Below are 24,768 nucleotides of genomic sequence, written 5' to 3' on the forward strand. Positions count from 1 at the left end.
CTCTTTTTTTCAGCAATTAGAAACTAACGGATAAATTGAACAGGAAAGTGCGGGAAGTAGGCGCACTACCGGCTTCAAAACCAATAGCATTCGTGTTAGTCGCATATACAGACTCCGGATCTATGCCTTTCATGTGGCTGGAGATGAGCCATACGTTTGTGCAGGACAGACCTACGCTCGCTCTCTGGATCAGCGTTTTAGATAATAATCTGGAAGGCAGATTATAAGAAACGTTCAGATTTCTCAGACGGATGTTTGATGCATCATACAGATTGTTTTCCACGATACCTACGTTAGTACCATTCAGTGCGTTTGCAAAATACTGCTCAGGTCTTACAGCAACTGTATTTGGATCATATGTTTTGGTTGCATCATTATAGATCACACCATCCACAACGATATCATCACGTCTGCCATTCACAACAGTTTCTGCTGCTGCACCACTTCTCTGTAAACCAGAAAGTGTACCAGAGAACATTTTACCACCAAAACGGCCATCTACCTGGAAGCCCAGAGACAGTGCCTTATAGTAGAAAGTGTTGGTGATACCCAGCATCGCTGTTGGCTGCTGATTACCCAATCTTACCTTGTTAGCGGAAGCCAGCGGATAACCACTTGCATTCACGATCATTTTGCCAAAAGCAGGGCTGGCAGGATCAGTTACTCTCTGGAATGCAGTACCCCAGATCTCACCATATTTTTCACCAGCTGCTGCATAGATCTGCACATCATCAAATCCACCTAAAGAATACAGGGAAACACCCGGCGCGATTTCTTTTACAGTGTTTTTGTTGTTGGAGAAGTTAGCACCCAGGTCCCATGAGAAACCGGATGGGTTTTCTACTACACGTGCATTCAGCATTAACTCGATACCTGTATTTTCGATATTACCAGCGTTGATCTTTTTGCTGGAGTAACCACTCAGTGGGTCCATTGGCAGATCGATCAGCTGACGGGTAGCGTTGGATTTATACCATGCAAAGTCTACGCTCAGGCGGTTTTTGAAGAGCTTCAGTTCAGCACCCACCTCAGTAGATTTAATGAGCTCACTTCTTACATTCGCATCGAACAGGATGTTCTTTCTTTTCACAACGGTATTACCGTTAGGGTCTTTACTTACATCATAAGTATTGTACAGGCTGTAAGGAGCAAGGTCATTACCTACCATTGCATAAGACGCACGTACTTTACCATATGATAACCAGCTAGGCGCTTCGCCACCCAGGTGACTGATCATGTCTGTCACGATGAGGGAAGTGCTCACAGATGGATAGAAGTAAGATCTGTTTGCTTTGCTGAGTGCAGAAGACCAGTCATTACGCAGTGTTACGTCTACGAACCAGTAAGCATCCCAGTTTACGCCGATAGTACCGTATACGGAGTTGATTCTCTTTTCAGAAGAAGATGGTGTGATACTTGGATTGGATTTACCATTGTTCAGGAAGAAGAAGTCAGGGATCTGTAATTCACCAACACTTGCATCCAGACGATCACGCTGTTGTCTCATCAGGTTACCACCTGCTGTTACCGCACCACCCAGTTTACCAAACAGGTTGTCTTTACGCGCAGAGATCAACGCACTGTAGTTAATTTCAGAGAAAGTCTCTTTGCTGCGGCTGTAGCTGCCGTTCGCCGGAGAAGGGCTGCCTGCATAACGTTTTGCTTCTGCATTTGTACCGTAGAAGTCAGCACCTGCTTTCAACTCAGCGTTCAACCAGGAAGTGAAATCATATTTTAATGATCCTGTCATCAGGAAACGGTCTCTGATATCTTCGTTCAGGTCATACAGTTTTGCCCAGTATGGGTTTACTGCGTTACCAGAACCGAACCACAGCATTTTACCGTTATCTCTTTTAGCAGCGCTGAAATCTCTGATATCAAGGTTTGTTGGCAGACCATATAGTGTACGGAATACGTTACCAGTGTTATCACCATTCTGTGGACGGTTATTCGCCTTTGAATTGATGTACTGTACTTTCGTATCACTTGTCCAACGTTTGTTCTCACCGAAACGGGATACTGCACGTGCGGTCAGGTTAGTACGATTCAGTTTGCTGCCTGGGATGATACCTTTATCAGTCAGATGTGTAATAGAGGTGTAAACAGATGTACCCTCACTTACCTGCTGCTGGAAGGAAATTGTGTTTTTGAAGTTGAACCCTTTATCGAAGTAGTTCTTCACATTATCATAAGCCTGCAGGGTAGTTTGTTTACCTGACCAGTCAGTTACGCTCTGGCCATCGAGTGCCGGTCCCCAGCTGCTGGTACCATCTGCGGCGAAAATACCTTCGTTCCCCTGTCCGAATCTGTTTTGTCTGTCAGGCGTTGCAAAGATTTCGGAGAAACCTACCTGAGAAGTATAGGTGATACCTGCACCTTTCTGTTTTCTACCTGTTTTGGTGGTGATCAGGATCACACCGTTACCTGCGCGGGAACCATACAGAGCCGCAGCAGAAGGGCCTTTCAGTACTGACATGGTTTCGATATCATCAGGGTTGATATCTGCCAGACCGTTACCCATATCTTTAGAAGGGTTCCAGTAGTCGTTATTCGTAGCACCGGTGAAGTTATCCAAAGGGATACCATCTACCACGATCAATGGCTGGTTTGTACCAGTCAGGGAGTTGTTACCACGAAGGTTGATTTTTGTAGAACCAGCAGGACCGTTACTGGAGCGTAATACCTGGAGACCAGATACTTTACCGCTCAATGCGTTTGCCAGGTTAGATTCTCTTGCTTCCACCAGTTTATCGCCACTTACTTCCTGCAGTGCGTAACCCAGTGATTTCTTTTCACGTTTGATACCTAATGCGGTTACTACTACTTCACCGAGGTTTTTGTTATCTACTGCCAGACTTACATTCAAGCTGGAGTTGCCATTTACGGCTATTTCCTGTGAGATAAAACCGATTCCGGAAATTACCAGCACAGCTTTGGGGTTTACCTGTAATCTGAAGGAGCCGGCCGCATCTGTAAGCGCGCCGTTTTTAGTGCCTTTTTCGAGGATCGTAATGCCTGGCAGCGGACTGCCGTCTGCGTCTCTGATAGTACCTGATACCGCTTGTTTATCCTGGGCGGACACGTTGAAGCATACGCATAGGAATAGCGATAAAAAGATCAGTAATCTTCTCATAGTTCGATAGATTGATGATGAATGTGGATAATAAAAAATATGACAATGCAACCAGTTAAACCGATATGCAATAGATGCATACAGCTAAGCAGCTCCCGTTTGTTTTTCCGTGTTTCTGTCCCTCTGTTTTGTTAATTAATTATTTAGAAATTTCCCGAGTCCTGAATAATTAGTTGGTGGAATGATTTAGTTCCAGTTGATTTAAATATTGTTGATAACGTTTTCCTGCCTGAGCAGATGCTATAAAAACGTTTTAGTAGTTCTCGCTTACAGTTCGGTAAAAATACAGTAGTTCCACACTAATCAAATGACACAATGATGTTATATTCCTAAGTAGTAACGCACATAATATCTGAAACTATAACATGAAAAGACCATAAAAGGCGGACGCCATAGAAATGTTGTGTGGAAATACCTTATTTTTTGAAAATTGATATAATAAATGATAGCATAGTATCAGTCTTCCCATATCGTGGCATGTGGAAATCAGACGTTCACATGGTGAACAGCAGGTATAGATGATTCTCTTTTTCTAAGTTCAAGAGACAATACAACATGTTGCGGGGCGCTTGCTTCAGTACTATGTTCCAGTTCTGCGATCAGCATATGTATCAGACGGCGGCCTATTTCTTCTACCGGCTGTGCTACGCAGGTGATAGAAGGGCTGTGCAGACGGAAAATGTCATGATCATCGAAGCTGACCATGCCGATGTCAGTACCAATATGCAAACCGATAGAACGGATACTTTCTATCCCACAGATACCCAGGTAGTTAGTAGCAAAAAACAAGGCATCCAGGTCTTTATTTTGTTGCAGGTACTGCGTAATTTCCTGAATGAATCCGGCTCTGTCCAGGTCAAAAGGAAGGCGTTTGATCACATTTTTATCTGCGGGCAGGTCATGTTTCTTCAGGGCATCCACAAAGCCATCCAGTCGCTGCTGCATCTGGATCTGAGCGGAAGTAGTTGTGATGATACCGATCTTTTTGTAGCCCTGTTCAACCAGGTGACTGACAGCAGTATAGGCTCCCTGGAAGTTATCTACTACCACATAGTTGGAATCGGCAATATTGGGAAAATAGCGGTCCATCAGTACAACCGGCTTTTGCAATGCGGCAATTTCCTTGTCGAGATTGAGCGTAGGGGTAATAATATAACCATCTACCTGGCGGTAACGCAATACTTCGAGCAGGCCTTTGGCTTTCTCTTCATTGTCTTCAGTACTGCCGAAAAGCACTTTATAACCAAACTTATCAGCTTCGTCCTCAACTACTTTGGCAACATTGGCAAAAAAGATGTTGGCGATGTCTTCTACTATTAATCCGATAGTTTTCGTTTTGCCGGTGCGCAGTCCTCTGGCAAGCTGGTTAGGCTTATATTTTAGTTTTCCTGCTATTTTCAGGATCCTTTTGCTGACCTGTTCACTGATTCTTTTTTCTTTGCCTTTACCATTTAATACAAAAGAAACTGTTGTAGGAGAAACACCTGCCTCTTGGGCAATATCTTTAATGGATATTCCTTTCACGAAATTCAGATTTGGTTTGATATTCGTTAGAAAATTAGAATCTTAAGTGCAGATTGCCAAATAAAATAATATCAGGGTCGGATTTTTTTCAATCTGATTATTACGAATAAATGATGCTTTTTTAACCAAAATTTGATAATTTGGCACTTTCTGAGAAAAAGTTCTGTCAGGGGGATTTTAATTACTGCCAGCTTGCAAATGGCAGGGGTCATATACCAGGATAGTGTTTACTACTGTTTCGAGAGTCATTACAGGGTTAAAGGGAAGTTTAAATTATAATTACATGAAACCCATACTTATAAAAGTGGGGGCATTTGCCGACAATCAGATCACGATCATTGAGCGATGTGATCCTTATTTCAATACGCCGTTTCATTTTCATCCGGAATGCGAGCTGGTATTCGTGATGGAAAGTAATGGCAAGAGGATCGTGGGGGATAGCATTGAAAGTTTTGATGTAGGCGACATGGTATTTTTGGGGCCACACATTCCACACGTATGGTATAATGACGAAAGCTACCACAAAAACAATGATCAGCTGAAAGCAAGGTCTGTAGTGATCTATTTTCCGAAAGACATTTTCGGAGAGAAGTTCTATGGCTTGCCGGAAACCAAATCGCTGACGGATCTCTTTCACAGGGCGCAGCGCGGTATGAAAATACTGGGCCCCACCTATGACCTGCTGAAAGAACAGATACTGTCCCTGCCTAAAAAAGAAGGACTGGAACGCATCATTTCCCTGCTCAGCATCCTTAAGATACTGGCGGAAACGAAAGATGTACAGTATCTCGCCAGCACCGGTTATTCACATGCTTTCAATGCAAAAGACAATCATAAGATTGACGAAGTTTTCAAGTATGTGATGGGTAATTTCTCTAAAGAGATATCCCTGCAGGACGTAGCCAGCATTACCAACCTCTCTCCACAGTCGTTCTGCCGTTTCTTTAAGAACCGTACAAAGAAATCCTTTGTGCAGTTCCTCAATGAAGTACGTATTGGCCATGCCTGTAAGCGACTGACCGAGGAAGACTGGTCTATTGCAGAAATTGCCTATTCCTGTGGATTTAAAAATCTTTCCAACTTCAACCGCTTTTTCAAAGAGATTGTCGGTAAAACACCGAAGGAATATAAGAACGAATTAAGACTGAAAGAAGCGTGAGATCTACGCTTATAATGCCTTACTCCTAAAAATAGTAATCCTATGCACTGATCCTCAGCCAGGTAAGCACCATGGCGTGGATAGACCATTGCAAATTATTTGGTAATTGAGTAAAATGTATTAATTTCCTTCCGGCTGATAACGAAAGATGCCAATATAAATGGAGTTATTTGCTGATAATAAACCATTTATCAACCAAAATCTCTTTTTCTGTATTCCATGTATAGTAATTATACTGACCAAGAATTACTATCGCTGCTCCAACAAGACAGTGTAAATGCTTTTAACGTTATTTATGAGCGTTACAGTCAGCCTTTATACCTTTATATCCTCAGTAAAATAGACGGTGCTGAAGCCGGCAAGGACGTGCTGCAGGATCTGTTTACCTCTCTCTGGGAAAGAAGGCAGTCCATTAGTGTCAATGAATCCCTGAAGTCTTACCTGTACCAGTCAGCCAGACATAAGATCATTGATATTTACCGTAAAAATTCCACCTATCGCAAATACCTGCAACAACTGATCGAGCACTTCGACGTACAACCCGGCGGCATTGCCGAACTGGTTGACAGCAAGACCCGTACACAGGATGTGTTTGAAACCATCAATCATCTTCCGGAACGGATGAAAGAGATCTTTATGCTGAGCCGCGTTGAGCATCAGACAGTTGAGCAGATAGCCGTCAGGCTCGGACTTTCCCAGCAAACCGTTAAAAATCAGATTACCAAAGCCCTTAAGATACTTCGAGCCAATCATGCCAGAACAGATCTTGTACTGTTTCTACTCACAACACAGGCGATGTACTCATTTTTTGCCAATTAATGGTACTTCTACCGCTCTGGTACGACATCAGATTATCATTGGGACATTTCAAAATTGCAAGCAGTGGAGCAAGATCAGATCAGGAAAATATTAGAACGTTATAACGCAGGCCAATGCACCCCGGAAGAAACAGCAGTTATCGAAGAGTGGTTTGACAGCATTGGCGACCAGTATACGTCGCCTAAAAAAGAGCACGAGATCCAGGCAGATCTCGCCGCAGTACAGCGTACGCTCATGAATCATATACAACCTGCCCCCCCGGTACGCAGCCTCATGCGTTCCTGGTATTACGTAGCAGCCGCCGTAACCGTACTGGTAGCAGCAGGCGCATGGTTTTTCCAGCAAAAGCAGCGGGCCGCCAATCCGTCTTCACCGGAACAACCGCTGGCAGGAAATATCGCACAGACAAACCGTACCGTAGCGGATGGCTTTGTCACCGTCAATACGTCCAAAGGCAGCCGGGAACAACTGGTACTGGAAGACGGTAGTACGATCGTGCTCAATGCCGCCACCCGTTTACGCTATCCGGAGCATTTCACCGGCAATAGCCGCGATATATACCTGGAGGAAGGCGAGGCATGGTTTGACGCTGCCCCGAAGCCTGAAAATGCATTTACCGTGCATGCAGGAAATGTCAGCACCACCGCCCTTGGTACCACCTTCAATGTACGCGCCTATCCCCATGAACAACAGATCACTGTAGCCCTGCTGACCGGAAAGGTGAAAGTCACCACCGACGCTCAGGCCCCTGTTATATTACAGCCAAGCGAACAGGCCAGCTTTGACCGCCGCTCTTTACAGCTGGTAAAAACAACATTTAACACGGAAGAAACTATTGGCTGGCAAAAAGGTTACCTCGTATTCAAAGACGCATCTTATGAACAGGTACGCATCGCTATCGAGAACCGGTACGGCGTAACCATCATCAACGAGAGCGACAAAAAAGACTGGACCTACACCGGCAACTTCAGACAGGAAACCCTGGCAAATGTGATTGAAACCATTTGTCTCACAGAATCACTTTCCTACACCATCGGAAAGGACACCGTACTATTAAAGAATAAATAAGTATATGCTGACAGTACAATTGCCCCGTCAGCGGGCGCAGAACTTTTCACTATCGAAGCTGCTTTGTATTTAAACGTAAATGGGGCTATATGATGGGAGAATCATACTTCTGCAGAGTATGTATTATTGCCAGCTTCCTGTTAATGACCTCATTGACGGAAGTCAGTCCCCTGCGTGCCCAACAATCCGTTTCCTGTCCGCAATGTGTCACCATTGCTGCCAGTAACAAAACCCTCGCAGCCGTCATGGCGGAAGTATCCACACAAAGCAGGCTCAATTTCCACTATGATAAAACTGCCATTGACCTCACAAAGAAAATATCCCTTCATTGTAAAGACCTCCCGATCCAGGAAGTACTGGATAAATTAGCTGTTCGTACCGGATTATCATTCCTCGTAAAAGGTGATAAGATCATCGTATGGGCCGGTATGCCGGAAACAGGCGGCACCGGCACAGAGACCACCGACGGCAATGAACAGCTCCAGATATCCGGACGGGTAGAAGATAGCCGCGGACGGCCGATCCCCGGCGCAACGATCATCCTGAAAGATTCTCATAAAGGCGTACATACGGATGATGAAGGTTACTACAGTATCAAAGCCGCTCCTGCGGACGTATTGGTGTTCCGTTCCGTAGGATTTATCAATAAAGAGATCAGTGTCAGCGAACGCCTGCTGGTCGACGTTACACTCACTGAGAGTGTGCAGGGTCTCAATGAACAGGTAGTGACGGCACTGGGTATTCCCAAAAGCAATAAAGAACTCCCCTACTCCACGGGGCAGCTGCTGAACGAAGATATTTCCACCGTCAAAGATGCCAATGTGATCAACAGTCTGTCGGGTAAAATTGCCGGCGTCATGATCAACAGAAGTGCATCCGGTATTGGTGGTTCTGCCCGGGTGATCTTAAGAGGGAATAAATCCACCCGCGAGAACCAGCCGCTTTACATTATCGACGGTGTACCAATGGCCAATTTCACGCCTTCACAACCAACAGATATATGGGGCCAGTCATCTGGCATCGTGGGTTCCAGCGGGCGGGATGGTGGTGATGGCATCTCCAATATCAATCCCGATGACATTGAAAGTATCAGTGTACTGAAAAGTGCTTCAGCTGCTGCATTGTATGGTAGTCAGGCCGCCAACGGGGTGATCATGATCACTACTAAAAGAGGCCTGGCTGGTAAAGCACATATCAACGTATCATCTGATCTGATGATCGATAAACCCTTACTACTACCGGACCTGCAATTCCGCTATGGACAAACAATCCGTCCCTATAAAGATGACAAAGACAATCTGCAGCCTGGTTCATCTGACAGCTGGGGTAGTAAGACAGACGCACGTAATCATGTGCAGGACTTCTTCCGTACCGGTCTGACCTCTACCAACGGCCTGTCCTACAGTGGTGGAGCCGCCAACACACAATATTATCTGTCCTATGCCAATACGATGAACAGAGGCATCTTGCCTGCTAATAATCTGCAAAGGCATACTTTCAATACACGCATTACGGCGAATCTGCTCAAAAAGAGACTGCTCGTAGATGCGAACTTCTCATACCTGATACAGGATATCCGGAACAGACCTTCCTCCGGACTTTACTACAATCCGCTGACAGGCTTATACAACCTGCCCAGAGGACTGGACTTTAACAACTACAAACAATACCAGTACTTCGATATCCGGCGCAATCTGCCATTACAGAACTGGTGGAATATCCACAGTGACCTGAACTGGTCCGGACTGGATGATCAGCAGAATCCCTACTGGATACAGTACAATGCGCAGCGTCATGAAAGCAGGAACCGTGCGATGTTCTCGTTGTCTCTGAAATATAAACTGAAGGACTGGCTTTCCTTACAGATCAGAGGGAATGTGGACAGAAGTTATGATCTCTATGAGATGTCTGCCCGTGCAGGAACACAACAGGTGTTAAGTCCACCGAATGGCCGCTACACCCGCGAAGCTGAACATAACACACAAGTCTATGGCGATATGATGCTGACTGCCAGTCGCCAGATATCCCCCAGCTTCAAACTGCAAACCATGCTGGGTGTCAGCATTACAGACGTAAAGGCGCATGACCGCGCACTGGTCAGTACCAATCCAACCGCTGCAGACGGCCTGGTTATTCCCAATATCTTTTCTGTACACAACATCTCTGCCAGCGCCCTGGATGCGCAACAGAGTATAGATAAAAAGCAATTGCAGGCCTTATTTGGCAGTGCGCAGCTGAACTGGAAGCAACGCATTTTCCTGGACCTGACAGGCCGTAATGACTGGTCGAGCACCTTTGCATTTACGCCGATCAAAAACAAAGGTTACTTCTATTATTCGGCAGGCGTAAGCTCCGTATTGAGTGAATGGTTTACCTTACCATCAGCGATCAGTTTCGCGAAAGCGAGAATATCTTACGCCAAAGCGGGTAATGACATTGCACCCTATGCTTCCCGTCCGGCCCGTTTTTTATTGCAGACCACCGGCGGTGTTACCCGCGTCAACTTCAATACCCGCGCGCCTTATCCCGGCATTTATCTGAAACCGGAAGATAACCGCTCACTGGAAGCAGGGGCAGAAATCCGCTTTCTGCAGGACCGTGTCGGCATCGACCTGACCTGGTATAAAAACAATAACTATCAGCAGTACATGGAAGTACGTGCACCCTCCGGCTCAGGTTATCTTTTCTATTACCTGAACCTGGGCAATATCCAGAACCAGGGATGGGAAGCAGCAGTCAATCTTGTGCCTATACAGCACCCAAACCTGAAATGGAGCAGTACCTTCAATCTTACCATCAATAATAACAAGGTGGTAAAACTGAGCAATAATAGTATTCCCGGCGCCGGCCCTGACAACTACTATATACTGACGGATTTCGTTACGAATATGTACGGTTCCTTTATTAAGGAAGGCGGTTCCTGGGGAGATATCTATACCAATAAAGAGCTTTATAAAAACGAGAAAGGACAGTTTGTAATCGACAGCAGAGGAAATCTTGAAACACGCAACGTACTGAAAAAAGTAGGCAACCCTAATCCCCGGTTTATGCTCGGATGGAATAACTCACTCAGCTACAGGAGTTTTGCACTAAGTTTTCTGATCGATGGCCGTTTCGGCGGCAAAGTCATGAGCGTCACCAATTCTGTATTGGATGCTTATGGCGTCAGCGAAGCCAGTGCAAAGGCCCGGGATGCAGGAGGTGTGACTATCAACGCAGTATATGAAGACGGCACCCCGCTTACGACCCAATACGACGAACGCAAATATTACGCTACGATCGGAGGAAGAGCAGGCATCGGAGAGATGTATATGTACGATGCCACAAATATCAGGCTGAGAGAGATATCACTGACCTGTAAATTACCGTTAAAGAGCAAATGGATCAACAGACTGCAGGTCGGTTTGATCGGCAGAAACCTTTGCTTCTTCAGTATCCACGCACCGTTTGACCCTGAAGTATCCATGAGCAGCGGCAATGGATTACAGGGAATAGACGCATTCGGTGTGTCAGCACTGAGAAGTATGGGCGCCAACATTAAACTGGTTCTTTAAAAAGAGCTTATGAATGAATAAAGGAAGATCTGTCATTGGAGCAATCACTATGCTGCTACTGATGTTGATATTACAGGTTGCCTGTACACGCAACTTTGAAAGTATCAACACCAACCCCTATGATGTTTATGATGATGAACTGCAGGGAGACTTTAAACTGATTGGCGACCCATTGGTACAGTCCATGCTGAATATCTATGTCAGCAACGATGTATCTGTGCTGCAATTACAGCAGAACCTGATGGGAGATATTTTCTCCGGATATATGATGACGCCCAGCCCCTTTCAGGACAACCGTAACAATATTACCTACGATCTGCTGGATAACTGGAATGATGACGCCTGGCTGACTGCATATGGTAATGTCATGCCCAACTGCCGCTTTGTAATGGATAAATGCAGAGGTAAATATCCGGACTTCTATGCCTGGGCACAGATCATCCGTGTACTGGCCATGCACAGACTCAGCGATATATATGGTCCTGTTATATATACCCACTACGCCATTATCAACGGAGACAGAAGCATTGATTACGATTCGCAGGAGCAGGCGTATGATGCTTTCTTTAAAGACCTGGACTCAGCAGTTACGGCATTGACATTGTATGTCCCCTCCGCCACTGACAACCGGTTTAAAAAGTTTGATCTTTCCTACAACGGTGATTATGTCAAATGGATAAAACTGGCGAACACTTTACGCCTGCGCCTGGCATTACGTATTTCCAATGTAGATCCATCAAGGGCCAGAAAAGAAGGGGAAGCAGCCATCAACCAGACCTATGGTTTACTTAGTACTTCCGATGAAAATTTCAATATTAATATAGCCCCTGTCACACATCCTTTGAACGTTATCTGTAATTCCTGGAATGATATCAGAATGGGTGCGCCTATGGAGTCTCTTCTATGTGGTTATCACGATCCGAGACTGCCTTATTATTTTGTGCCTTCAGATACAAAAGATTCTATTTACCAGGGCATACGCAACGGCATTACGATCACCAGTAAAGATGTGTATGCAGGATTCTCCAAACTGGCCTGGCAACCTTCGCGTATACAGCTTTGCACAGCAGCGGAAGCCTGGTTCCTGCTGGCGGAAGCGGCACTCTATTCATGGAAAGGCGCCGGCGATGCAAAAGAGAATTATGAAAAAGGCATCTACACTTCCTTCAGACAATATAATATTCCCGTTAGCCGCTATAACAGTTATATAAATGATGATACCCTCACCGCTAAAGCTTATAGTGACCCTCATAATAACCTCAATAATATTCCGGCAGGCAGTTCTTATCTGAGTAAACGCACGATCAAATGGGTACACAATGCGCCTGTACATGAAAAGTTAGAGCGCATTATTACACAGAAGTGGATCGCTGTGTTTCCCGACGGACAGGAAGCCTGGTCTGAATTCCGGCGTACCGGTTATCCAAAACTTTTTCCGGTGGTCGTTAATAACAGCGGTGGAAAGATCTCCTCTACCCATTTTATCCGCCGCATTCCTTTTATACAATTTGAATACGCTACTAATCCTGCGGGCGTAAAACGCGCTGTCAGCAAGCTTAAAGGAGAAGATAACGGCGGCACCAGATTGTGGTGGGACAAAGAATAATTTTTTTTTCACTTCGCATGGTACCATTTTAATTTCCGCACGACACCTTTTTATGCGCACGGTATTACTTGTTGAGACACAAAGGGACAAGGCCGCGTATCACGTAATGAACATGTAACTATTAATATCAACTAAGACGAATCGCAACATTCACATGTGTGGAAACCACACTGGTATGCATTGTTATGCCGTTCATCAACCAAAGGAAACACGTATCACAGAAATAGTATAGATGGCTTCTGGAAAAAAGAATGCATGGATGCATCCCCGCATCCAGACGCCCGTACTATGTCAAAAAAAAGGGTTCAAACATTTCAACCAAAAGGAGTATCTATGAGAAGTAAACTACGCTTTAACAAAGCATGCGTTACTGCAGGAGTAATGCTCGGTCTGATGCTTACAGAAGGCATCCAGACCTCATACGCAGCTCCTATGCCCCTCTCCAGCATGAGGCAGCAGAAGCAGGTAAGGGGTGTCGTTAGGGACAAAAACGGCAATCCCATCCCAGGTGTCAACGTTCTGGTAAAAAACGGCGCAGTAGGTACTGCTACCGGTCCGGACGGAAAATTTGTTATCTCTGTTAAATCCCCTACTGACATTCTCGTATTCAGATTCATCGGCTATTTAACCCAGGAAGTGCCGGCCGGTGAACAATCTTCCATTGATGTAACCCTGCTTGAAGATGTTGCTAACATTAATGAAGTTGTAGTAACAGCACTGGGTATACGTAAAGAAGCCCGCAGCAATGGTTATGCCGTATCAAAAGTACAGGGCGCTGATATGACCAAAGCAAGGGAGATCAGCGTAGCCAATGCACTGGTAGGCCGTGTCGCTGGTGTGAACAGTGCTCCTCCTGCTACGGGTCCGGGCGGTTCTTCCCGCGTAACGATCAGAGGTAACTCTTCTCTGAGTGGTAACAACCAGCCGCTGTATGTTGTAAACGGTGTTCCTATGAACAACGCCAACCTCGGTTCTGCCGGTAAATGGGGTGGTACTGACCTTGGTGATGGTATCTCCAGCATCAACCCGGATGATATCGAAGACATGACCATCCTGAAAGGTGCAGCAGCATCTGCATTGTACGGTCAGCGTGGTGTAAACGGCGTTATCCTGATCACTACCAAATCAGGTAAGGCAGGTCAGATGCGCGTTGAACTGAACAGTAACGTCACCGTTGAAAAAGTAAATGACTTCTTTGATTTCCAGGACGTATATGGTCAGGGTATCAAAGGCGCAAAACCTACCGATCAGCAGTCAGCACTGAACAGTGGCTTGTCCAGCTGGGGTAGCAAACTGGATGGCTCTTCCACTACATTATTTGATGGTAAAGCACATCCTTACTCCAAACAGGGTAACCATATTAAAGACTTCTATAAAACAGGCGCTACTTACAGCAACACGTTATCCATCGCAGGCGGTAGTGATAAGACCACTTACCGCGTAGCATTGGGCGACCTTCGCAGCAAGGGCGTATATCCAAATACAGAGTATATCCGCGATAACGTAAACATTGATGTCAATTATAAGTTATCTGATAAATTCAGCGGACAGACCAATGTTATTTACGCAAAGGAAATCACCAACAACCGTTCTAACCTGAGTGATGCTCCTGGTAACGGTAACTATGGTATCGCTTTCCTGCCTGCCAACGTAGCGGCCAGCTACCTGGATCCAGGTTATGACGGACAGTTCAGAGAACAGGTTTACAGCAGCGATCTTTTCAGCACAAACCCTTTCTTTGCAGCTAATCGCTTCCGGAACAATACAAAGAAAGACCGTGTGATCGGCGTCACCAGTCTGCGTTATACCCCTTTACCATGGTTATTTGTACAGGCACGTGTAGCGAATGACTACTTTGGTTTCAATGCTACTTCGATCACGCCTACCGGTACTGCTTACCGCCCTGCGGGCAGCCTGGACCTGGAGCGTAACCGTCAGTTCAATGAAACAAATGTGGACGCGTTACTCGGTATCAACAAAGAAATCACCAGCAAGTTAAACCTGAGCTTCACTGCCGGCGCTAACCTGTTAAAGAAGGTAGATAAGGTAAATGATGTAACTGCATCCAACTTCGCTTTCCCATTTGTTTACAACCCAGCCACTGCTGCTACCAAGAACAGCACTATTATACAATACAATAAACAGGTACAGTCCGTATACGGATCACTGGAATTATCCTGGGCCAGCACATTATATCTGACCGTTACTGACCGTAACGACTGGAGTAGCACGCTGCCTAAGAAAAACAATTCCTACAACTACCCATCTGTGAGCGGTTCATACGTTTTCTCTGAAAACATCAAAACCAACTGGCTCAGCTTCGGTAAGATCAGAGCAGGTTATGCACAGGTAGGCGGTGATGCGGATGAATATAAAACTGCACTGTACTACAGCACACTGGGAAATACTGTCAATGGCGTACCACTGGGTGACATCGACAACAAAATCCCTAACAAGGAACTGAAACCACTCAAGGTAAAAGAGATCGAAGTAGGTGCTGAACTGAAACTCTTCGACAATCGTTTATTCGGAGATTTCAGCTGGTATAACAAACAGGCTTCTAATGATATCGTAACGGCTACAGTATCTTCCGGATCCGGCTACACCAGTGCACTGGTGAACGTAGGTAAACTGGAAAACAAAGGTATTGAAGCAATGATCGGTGGTACTCCTGTGAAAACAGCTAACTTCTCATGGACCACTACATTCAACTTTGCCCACAACAAAAACAAAGTAATACAGCTGGCAGAAGGTCAGGCATCTATGCTGGTAGAAGGTGGTGAATCCCGTACAGAAGATGGTTTCATCAACCACGTAGTAGGACTGCCTTATTCACAGATCATGGTATACGACTTCAAACGTAATGCGAAAGGCGAATTGATCGTAGATGCATCAGGCGTACCTCAGCGTACAGATGCGCTCATTGCTGCAGGTTCAGGCGTAGCCCCTTACACCGGCGGCTGGAGCAACGAACTGTCTTATGGCAAGTTCCACCTGAGCTTCCTGATCGATTTCAAATCAGGTGGTAAGATCTACTCCGGTACCAATGCCAACGCTTACAGCTATGGTCTGCACAAAGAAACACTGGCAGGACGTGAAGGTGGTGTTGTCGTAACTGGTGTAACTGAAGCCGGCGACGCAAAAACAACAACTATTGTGGCTGACGACTACTACGCAAGACTGTCCAGCATCTCTGCATTGCAGGTATATAAATCAGACTTCATCAAATTCCGCTCACTGGCACTGACATATGACTTTTCCAGAGCAGCGCTGCACGAAAAACTGAATGGCATCAGCATCTCACTGGTAGGACGTAACCTTTTCTACATCAAGAAATCTACGCCTAACATCGATCCTGAATCCAACTACAGCAACAGCAACGCACAGGGTCTGGAATATGCAGGTCTGCCTACTACCCGTTCAATCGGTGTGAACCTGAATGTTAAATTCTAAAATCTGGAATAATGAAATCTCTGCATAAATTATTACTTGTACTCGGTCTGCCAGCTTTACTACTGACGACTGCCTGTACGAAGGACTTTGAAGATATCAACACTGACAAGAACAAATCCGGCGAAGAAAGCGGTGTACCTGAATACAACTTCTCCCGCGCAGTGCTGGAATTCACGGGTAACAGCGACTATAGTTATGATACCTGGCGTGTGAACATCATCTATTGTTCGATGATGATGCAGCAACTGTCCAATGCTACCTGGTATGCAGGCGACAAATACCTGCAGAACGATGGCTGGGCCAGTGCATACTTTGAACGCGCTTATCCTGATCAGGTGAAATATATTACAGATGTGGTAAGGGTAACAAAAGACAATCCTTTCCAGACGAATCTGTACAACATCGCCCGTATCACAAAAGTGCTGATCTTCCATCGCCTGACCGATATCTACGGAGATATTCCTTACTCCGAAGCTGGTAAAGGTTACAGCGACCGCATCTTCGATCCAAAATATGATGCACAGCAGGATATCTACCTGGACATGCTGAAAGAACTGGACGAAGCAGCCAAGGCGCTGGATGCTACCAAACAGGTTCCGGGCCAGGGTGACCTGATCTACAACAAAGGCGGTGCCCAGAACGCTACGCAGATCGTAACCAACTGGAAGAAACTGGCTTATTCCCTGATGCTCCGTCTGTCTATGCGTTTGACCAAAAGAGACGAAGCACTGGCAAAGAGCTGGGCAGAAAAAGCATATGCAGGTGGTCTGATCTCCTCTAACGCAGAGAATGCCTACATCCTGCACGATGCAACCGGCGGCCGAACTACTGTCAACAGGGTAAGCAACATCCTCTCCGGAGAATGGAATGCGATCAATACGCCAGGTGAAGCCAGCATCAGCAAAACATTTATGGACTTCCTGAAAAACAACAGCGATCCACGTCTGCAATATATTGCGGTAGTACCTGCCAGCAACAGTGAAGTACCGGCTGACCAGCTGGGCATGCCTAACGGGTATGACACCAATGGTTCCAGCAGCCCTACCGATATTTCCAAAGCGCCAGGTTATCCGGGTGACCTGAAGAAATATTCAGTACTGAACAAAAATGTATTGCTGAAACTGAACGGTCCATCTTTCCTGGTAACTTATGCACAGACAGAACTCTTACTGGCAGAAGCTGCAAAGAGAGGCTGGAATGTTGGTACCAATGCAGCTACCCATTATAACAATGGCGTAAAAGCAGCGATGGAACAACTGGCACAATACAGTTCCACCGCTACCATCAGCAGTGAAGCTATTCAAACTTATCTGGCAGCTCATCCATATGTTGACGCTGACGGTTACAATCAGATCAATACACAATATTGGGCAGCTTGTCTGCTCGACTGGTATGAATCATGGTCCAACTGGCGCAGAAGCGGCTATCCGCAGCTGACCCAGGTCAACTATGTTGGCAATGCCACCGGTGGAAAGATACCACGCAGAATGCTGTATCCTTCTACAGAGTTAGCCTCTAACCCTACTCATTACCAGGAAGCCATTACAAGACAAGGCACAAATGCTTTGACCACCCCGGTTTGGTGGGATAAGCAGTAACAATTCTCGTATAGCCATCTATACCGCTATAAAAAAAGCAGCAATAACAAGCCGGACCTATCGAGGTCCGGCTTTTCCTTTTTGGCAAATACTGCGGTGCAACTACATATACCCCACATTATCTTTACAGCAGCATTCTGTCATATACGCCCCCTGCAACACACCTTACCGATGAGGATATCCACAACATTTTTATTCATGTAACACTATATTTTTTACACCCCAAAAACAGACAATTCATGTCAAACCGATTATTACCGGCAGGTATACTGCTGGCCTCAATTTTTCTTCACGCATGTGAAGACAGTAAAAAGAAAACACCTGCAAAGAATGTTGCAACAGCTGCTGCAGTCATACCGGAGTTTGAACGCACCCCTCCCATTGCCAGCAACATCCAGGTAAAAACCCTGAAAGAACCCGTGAATGGCAACAACGTATTACTCACGGCGACCTTTCCCCGCGGAACCGTAAGAGACAACACGCTTTCCTTTCTTGTGGGTGATGAAACCCTGAGTCTCCGTGACGATGGTGTGGATGGAGATGAGAAGGCAGAAGACGGTATTTTCTCCATTGCGGTCAATGAAGACCTCAACCGTTTCAAAGAAGACCTGATTGCCATTCAGAATGCCAATCTGGAAAAGCTGAACAAACGGGAACACCTCTTCAGATGGTCCGGCCGTTCTGCAACACTGATCGATAATATCGTGAGGGAAAGTCCGGTGAAAAGCCTGGATTTTGACAGAGGTGCTACACTCGATCCGGACATATTCAGGCTGATCCCGGATCCGGAACTGAGAGAACGCTCCCTCATGATCACGGACCTGGGGGTGATAGAAGACCCTACCCGGACATTCAATCCCTGTACCAAAAAGGGCAATCCCAAAGGTGTATGGACATTCGGTCACCTGATCACCCAGATGGCCAATACACCGGTTACCGGTATCAGCGTAACGGCATTTATTCAGTCCTGGCTGGAGAAATGGATGGCCACACAAACGATCAATGCGGATGTGGTGAATGCCCGTACCAATATGTTCAATACAGTGATCCTCCCCTGGGTACAGAAAAGTAATCCCGGTGCTACGGTGACGATCAGCAACTGGAAAACATTCAATATCGATCCTACCCTGGCGCCTTTCCGTTTGCTGGCCATCGTAAACCGTCTCGACCTGCGTGGTAACAGCGGGTATACGGTAAGTAATGCCGGAGAAGGCCGTTTCGTATTCGGCGTACTGAATACCAACTGTAATCCGCTTCGTTTTACCACCATCCTGGAATATGGCATCCCGAAGAACAATTGTAAGGAATTAGTGGACTTTGCACAGCAGTGGTATAACCTCAAGAACCTGGTACCTGGTTCGGCTACCTATAATAACGCTTTACAGGCGATTACAGACCAGTTTACCACAGCAGGCACCAGTCCATCCAAACCAAACGGAAGCAGCCTAAATCAGCTTAGAACGAATGAACTGGCAATAGGTAATCCCTGGGAGCTGAGAGAGTTTGTGATCAGTAAAAAAGGGGTATTTGACGAAGTAACGGTTAAACAGGAGCCCAATCTGAAATTCAACAGGATCGCAGGGGCTACTCCGGCCAATCAGTTATTGCTGGCAACCTATGCCAATGGCAATGAACCTGCTATTCTTGACCAGACATACGCAATTCAGGATATTGAAGTAGGAACTAACTTCCTGGGGGGTAAAGCACATACGCTGACGCCCGGGCATTTCTGGGATGCTGCGACTGCCGCCGGCGCTTCCCACATTAGCAATGATACGGTAAGACATATTCTTTCTGTGAATACCTGTAGCGGTTGTCATGGTGGAGAAGCCAATACGGCCGTGGGTAACCTGATCAATGATCCTGCCGGGGTTTCTCATGCTGCCTTCCTGCAGATAGCACCACAGCCATTTGGTGTTAAACCTACGCTGGCTGCTTTCCTGACCGGCGATCCGGCACAGGTGGATGATTTATTCCGCGTGACCGATCCGGCCGGCAGACCTACCGGTGCTCCCATCAAATGGACCTTCAATGACCTGGCGAGAAGAGCGGAAGACCTTGAACAGCTGGTAAAAACAGGTTGTGGTAAATCGAGGTTGGAGAGTATTATCAGGGTATTGACATTCAAGCCGCTGAACTTCACACACTGATGTTTCATTTTGCATTGTTCATTACACAGGATAAATGATATTATATCAACTGCAATCTTTCAACATGCAATGACGCTAATTTTGTAGCTGTCACTTCTTCCTGATATAATCAGACTATACTTATCCTCTCTTAGTGCTCCCTTTTCTACGTAGCACTAACGGAAGATAAGTATAGTCTAACTATACATAAGCCATCCCCAGGCAAACATATACCTGCTGATCAGCTCATATAAATTGTGAATATTTATTTGAAATAACGATGGAAATACATCAGCTGGTACATGATAGAATTACTCCAGTAGTCCCAGGCGTGCGCTCCTGGTCTTTCAATATAATCATGTGATATTCCCAGTTCCAGCAAGCGTTGATGCAGCTGACGATTCACATCTATAAAAAAGTCCTTTACACCACAATCGATGATCAGTGACAATGAATCATTCTTCAGATCAGCAAGCTGATTGACCACTACGTTTTTATCCCAGTTAGTAGTATTATCTTTTAAAGTCCCCAGTCTTTTTGCGATATCCCAGTTATTGGGGAAAGGACGGAAATCTACCCCACCACTCATACTACCAGCCGCACCAAAAGTTTCCTGGTGACGGATAGCGAGATATAATGCACCATGGCCACCCATACTCAGTCCGGTAATAGCGCGATGCTGACGGTCAGTTTTCGTGCGATAATGCTGATCGATAAAAGAAGGGATCTCTTTACCCACATATGTCTCAAAACGTACACTGCTATCCAGCGGACTATCCAGGTACCAGCTACTGAAGCCACCATCCGGGAAGACCATTATCAGCTGATACGTGTCGGCAACAGCCGCAAGACCCGGGATCTTTTTGACATAGTCTGCGTAATTACCACTGTACCCATGAAGGATATATACGACCGGATAACGCTCGTGTTCGTCTTTGTAACTATCAGGTGTGACCACCACACATTTCAGACTTTTGTGCATTGCCTTGCTATAGATCGCTATTGTATCCACCTGGGCCGCCTTTGCGCCCGTAAAGCCAAGCAATAACAACATAACGCCTAATACATACTTCATATCGTGAATTTTGCCTTAAAATAATGCCTTTAGACGATGCCTGCAAATTCCGGAAAACTCTCTTTTGGCTGTTCAATTCTTTTTGATTAGTTTTGATATCATTTCGATATCAAAACTATACTATTATGGAAAAGATCGTTAAACCCGTCTCCGGCTATCTGGCCATCCTTCTTGGCATTATCAGCTTTCTTGCAGCTGCCTACTTGTTTTTTGCAGGAACCCAGACAGGGACAGGCATTTTGACATTGCTGGGAATCGTCTTTTTTATCGCGTTCATCTTCACTGTAAAAGGTATTATTATAGTGAACCCCAACCACTCACGCGTACTGACCTTCTTTGGTAAGTATATCGGCACCGTAAAAGAAAACGGATTAATGTGGGTAAATCCCTTCTACAAAACAGCACATCTTTCCCTGAGAGCGCACAACCACAATGGTCAGCAGCTGAAAGTGAATGACAAGCTGGGTAACCCCATTGAAATTGCTGCCGTAACCGTATGGCGCGTCACTGATACCTATAAAGCCTCATTTGAGGTGGATAACTATCTGCAATATGTGAATGTACAGAGTGAAGCGGCTGTACGTCACCTGGCAGTAAGCTACTCTTACGACAGAATGGAAGACACCGAAACGGATGAAGACATCACCCTGCGTGGTGGTGGTGATAAAGTAAATGAGATGCTGGAAAAAGAGCTAAATGAACGACTGAGCCCCGCCGGTATCACGGTAATGGAAGCACGTATCAGTCACCTTGCTTATGCCCCTGAAATCGCTGGCGCAATGCTCCAACGGCAGCAGGCAACGGCTATCGTAGCTGCACGTACCAAGATAGTGGAAGGTGCTGTAGGTATGGTTGAACTGGCGCTCGACAGATTATCACAAAAGGAAATCGTAGTTTTGGATGAGGAGCGTAAAGCTGCTATGGTATCCAACCTGCTGGTAGTACTTTGCGGCGAATCAAAAGTAACACCTGTTGTCAACACAGGCACCCTCCATCAATAACCAGGTAAATAACGGGTATGGCGGATAAGAAAACATTTGTATTACGGATTGATACCCAAACGTATGAAGCAATTGAGAAATGGGCTGCGGATGAGTTCAGAAGTATCAATGGTCAGCTGGAGTGGATCATACACCGTGCGCTGAAAGACGCAGGACGTACGGTTAAAAAAGGAGCCGAAAAGTCGGAAAAGCCTAAAAAGAATGATCAGGCATAAGCTGCCGCAACATCATTTAAAACAGGAAGGCCTGATCTGTTACAGATCAGGCCTTCTTTATATACAGTGAGGTAAATCCTTCATTTACTATTTCCTCGCTTTCTGCATAGGGTTGCCACCTGTGGATGCACCACGTATGCCCTGTGACTGGCGGAACAGCTCAAAACGGGATGGAGCCGCTGCACGTGGCCAGCTATTGTTAGCCTCGTCGATATCAGCTGTCTCACGCAATGGATCCAGTTTAACGCTTACCACTTCTTTATCTTTTGCGAAAACTTTCGTTACACTGTTTTCGTTTTTACGCCAGATATAAGCAGAAATACGGTCTGTTTCCTTTGTACCATCTGCAAATGTCCACTCGATGATCAGTGGCATTACCAGTCCACCTACGTTAGAGAAAGACAGTTCGTAGAAATTCTTCTTGCTTTCATACAAACGTTTCTCTTCAGGTGTCAGTCCGGCAGTAAATGCATCGTAAGCTGATTTATCTTCAGGAGTTACTTCGAAACGGTTCCATTTTACATAGAAATCCTGCAGACTGGTATCCTTATCCACTTCGAAAGTCATACCTGCTGCCTTGTTACGTGCACGGGAGATATGATCGGCTGCGCGGTCATATTTTGCTTTTGCTTCCGCTTTGCTGATCTGTGGATCTTTGGTGTCAAGACGATACCATTTCACGCTATCAAGAGAGATGTCAACTGGTTCAGTACCAAAGAACCAGCCACGCCAGAACCAATCCAGGTCAACCGCAGATGCATCTTCCATTGTACGGAAGAAATCAGCAGGTGTCGGATGTTTGAATGCCCATCTGCGTGCATACTCACGGAAAGCGAAATCAAACAGGTCTCTCCCCATTACAGTTTCACGCAGGATGTTCAGCGCTGTAGCTGGTTTAGCATATGCATTCGGACCGAACTGAGAGATATCTTCAGAGTTTGTCATGATAGGCTCCAGCTGATCTTTCGGCATCTTCATGTAGTCAGTGATCTTGTAAGCAGGACCACGGTTGGAAGGGAAGTTGTTATCCCACTCCTGTTCTGTCAGGAACTGGCAGAAAGTGTTCAGACCTTCGTCCATCCATGTCCACTGACGCTCGTCAGAGTTCACGATCATCGGGAAGAAGTTGTGACCCACTTCGTGGATGATCACCCCGATCATGCCGTTTTTGGTAGCTTCAGAGTAAGTACCGTCTTTCTCTGCACGACCGTAGTTGAAACAGATCATCGGATATTCCATACCATTTGCAGCTTCTACGGAGATCGCTACAGGATAAGGATATGGAATAGTATGTTTGGAATAAGTCTTTACAGTGTGCGCCACTACTTTCGTAGAATAGCGGTTGTACAGTGGATACGCTTCAGGACCATAGTAAGACATCGCCATTACTTTTTTGCCTTCCACGTTGGTCGCCATCGCATCCCATACCAGGCGGCGGGAAGATACCAGGGCGAAGTCGCGTACGTTGTCAGCCTCATATACCCATGTCTTACGACCATTGGAATGACCTGCCAGTGCTTTATTCGCTTCATCCAGCGTTACTACCTCAATCGGCTGTTTAGCTGTCTGTGCCTGCTGCCAGCGCTGGTATTGTGCGCCAGTCAGTACTTCCTTATAGTTCTGACACTCACCGGTAGCACCTACTACGTGATCAGCCGGTACGTTCATGCTTACATGGAAGTTACCGAAGGTCAGGGCAAATTCACCACGACCGGTGAACTGCTTGTTCTGCCATCCCTGGAAGTCAGAATATACTGCCAGACGAGGGTACCACTGTGTAATAGTGTACAGGTAGTTTTTATCTTCCGGGAAGTATTCATAACCACCACGACCACCCTGTACCATACGGTCAGAGATATTGTACCACCATTCTACCTTAAAACGGAGCTTCTGGCCCGGTTGCAGGGTTTGTGGCAGATCGATACGCATCATGGTCTGATTAATGGTATAAGGCAATGCCTTACCACTTTCGTCGGTCACCTTTACGATGTTCACACCGAAAGCCTTACTACCAGGATTACCGAGCAAACCATTTACCGTACGCATGCTCATTCTTTCTGACATGGTACTGCCGTCAAAGCTGTTGTTGTCGCTTTTCAGGTCATGCTCATTCTCATCGAGCTGTAACCAGATGTAGGTCAGCGGATCGGGAGAATTGTTAAAGTAGGTAACGGTTTCCGCGCCGGTGAGCTTTTGCTGCTCATCATCCAGGGTAGCGGTAATGTCGTAGTCTGCCCGTTGCTGCCAGTATTTTGGTCCGGGTGCGCCGGAAGCAGAACGGTACATGTTTGGATCTGCGATCATCGTACCCAGCTGTTCAAAGCGGTTACCATGATTAGAGCCAGGATTCTGCGCCTGCGCCACGGCCGTCATAAAGCCCAGGGCAAGCGCCAGTCTGAAGGATTTTTTTCTCATAAACAAATCTATATTTCAA

General features: G+C 46.0%; 14 protein-coding genes. 10 read left to right on the forward strand and 4 right to left on the reverse strand.

The features are described from left to right. Positions 1-16 precede the first annotated feature (16 nt). Complete coding sequence (locus tag BMZ72_RS13030; RefSeq protein ID WP_089808925.1) at positions 17-3,133, reverse strand: SusC/RagA family TonB-linked outer membrane protein; 3,117 nt, start codon at positions 3,131-3,133, stop codon at positions 17-19. Positions 3,134-3,619: 486 nt separating this feature from the next. Then, positions 3,620-4,657 carry a LacI family DNA-binding transcriptional regulator gene (locus tag BMZ72_RS13035; RefSeq protein WP_089808927.1) on the reverse strand — a complete coding sequence of 346 codons (1,038 nt, stop codon included), beginning with the start codon at positions 4,655-4,657 and terminating at the stop codon, positions 3,620-3,622. 283 nt (positions 4,658-4,940) lie between these two features. Here BMZ72_RS13035 and BMZ72_RS13040 point away from each other — a divergent pair, with 283 nt between their 5' ends. The 8 genes from BMZ72_RS13040 (at position 4,941) to BMZ72_RS13075 (ending at position 20,064) form a co-directional block, all read left to right on the forward strand. Further along, positions 4,941-5,816, forward strand: coding sequence for an AraC family transcriptional regulator (locus BMZ72_RS13040; RefSeq protein ID WP_089808929.1), 876 nt, complete (start codon positions 4,941-4,943; stop codon positions 5,814-5,816). Between the two features lie 219 nt (positions 5,817-6,035). Beyond that, entirely contained in the window at positions 6,036-6,635 is a 600-nt protein-coding gene (locus BMZ72_RS13045) for an RNA polymerase sigma factor (RefSeq protein ID WP_089808931.1), read from the forward strand. Between the two features lie 63 nt (positions 6,636-6,698). After that, entirely contained in the window at positions 6,699-7,703 is a 1,005-nt protein-coding gene (locus BMZ72_RS13050; RefSeq protein WP_089808933.1) for a FecR family protein, read from the forward strand. Between the two features lie 89 nt (positions 7,704-7,792). After that, positions 7,793-11,257, forward strand: a complete 3,465-nt coding sequence (locus BMZ72_RS13055; RefSeq protein ID WP_089808935.1) for a SusC/RagA family TonB-linked outer membrane protein — start codon at positions 7,793-7,795, stop codon at positions 11,255-11,257. Between the two features lie 13 nt (positions 11,258-11,270). Next, entirely contained in the window at positions 11,271-12,863 is a 1,593-nt protein-coding gene (locus tag BMZ72_RS13060) for a SusD/RagB family nutrient-binding outer membrane lipoprotein (RefSeq protein WP_089808937.1), read from the forward strand. A gap of 333 nt (positions 12,864-13,196) precedes the next feature. Further along, complete coding sequence (locus BMZ72_RS13065; protein ID WP_177222779.1) at positions 13,197-16,316, forward strand: SusC/RagA family TonB-linked outer membrane protein; 3,120 nt, start codon at positions 13,197-13,199, stop codon at positions 16,314-16,316. An 11-nt stretch (positions 16,317-16,327) separates the two neighbouring features. Continuing rightward, positions 16,328-17,914 (forward strand): SusD/RagB family nutrient-binding outer membrane lipoprotein, encoded by a 1,587-nt coding sequence (locus tag BMZ72_RS13070; RefSeq protein ID WP_089808941.1) that lies wholly within the window; start codon positions 16,328-16,330, stop codon positions 17,912-17,914. Positions 17,915-18,153: 239 nt separating this feature from the next. Continuing rightward, entirely contained in the window at positions 18,154-20,064 is a 1,911-nt protein-coding gene (locus BMZ72_RS13075; RefSeq protein WP_089808944.1) for a choice-of-anchor X domain-containing protein, read from the forward strand. 244 nt (positions 20,065-20,308) lie between these two features. On the opposite strand, the gene BMZ72_RS13080 is transcribed toward BMZ72_RS13075, so the two are convergent. After that, complete coding sequence (locus BMZ72_RS13080; RefSeq protein ID WP_089808946.1) at positions 20,309-21,118, reverse strand: alpha/beta hydrolase; 810 nt, start codon at positions 21,116-21,118, stop codon at positions 20,309-20,311. Between the two features lie 125 nt (positions 21,119-21,243). On the opposite strand from BMZ72_RS13080, the gene BMZ72_RS13085 reads away from it, so the two are divergent. Continuing rightward, positions 21,244-22,119 carry an SPFH domain-containing protein gene (locus BMZ72_RS13085; RefSeq protein ID WP_089808948.1) on the forward strand — a complete coding sequence of 292 codons (876 nt, stop codon included), beginning with the start codon at positions 21,244-21,246 and terminating at the stop codon, positions 22,117-22,119. 17 nt (positions 22,120-22,136) lie between these two features. Next, positions 22,137-22,334 carry a type II toxin-antitoxin system antitoxin gene (locus BMZ72_RS13090; protein WP_089808950.1) on the forward strand — a complete coding sequence of 66 codons (198 nt, stop codon included), beginning with the start codon at positions 22,137-22,139 and terminating at the stop codon, positions 22,332-22,334. An 87-nt stretch (positions 22,335-22,421) separates the two neighbouring features. On the opposite strand, the gene BMZ72_RS13095 is transcribed toward BMZ72_RS13090, so the two are convergent. Then, positions 22,422-24,749 (reverse strand): M1 family metallopeptidase, encoded by a 2,328-nt coding sequence (locus BMZ72_RS13095; RefSeq protein ID WP_089808952.1) that lies wholly within the window; start codon positions 24,747-24,749, stop codon positions 22,422-22,424. Positions 24,750-24,768 lie beyond the last annotated feature (19 nt).

Source organism: Chitinophaga sp. YR627 (genome assembly GCF_900114995.1).
Classification (GTDB): domain Bacteria; phylum Bacteroidota; class Bacteroidia; order Chitinophagales; family Chitinophagaceae; genus Chitinophaga.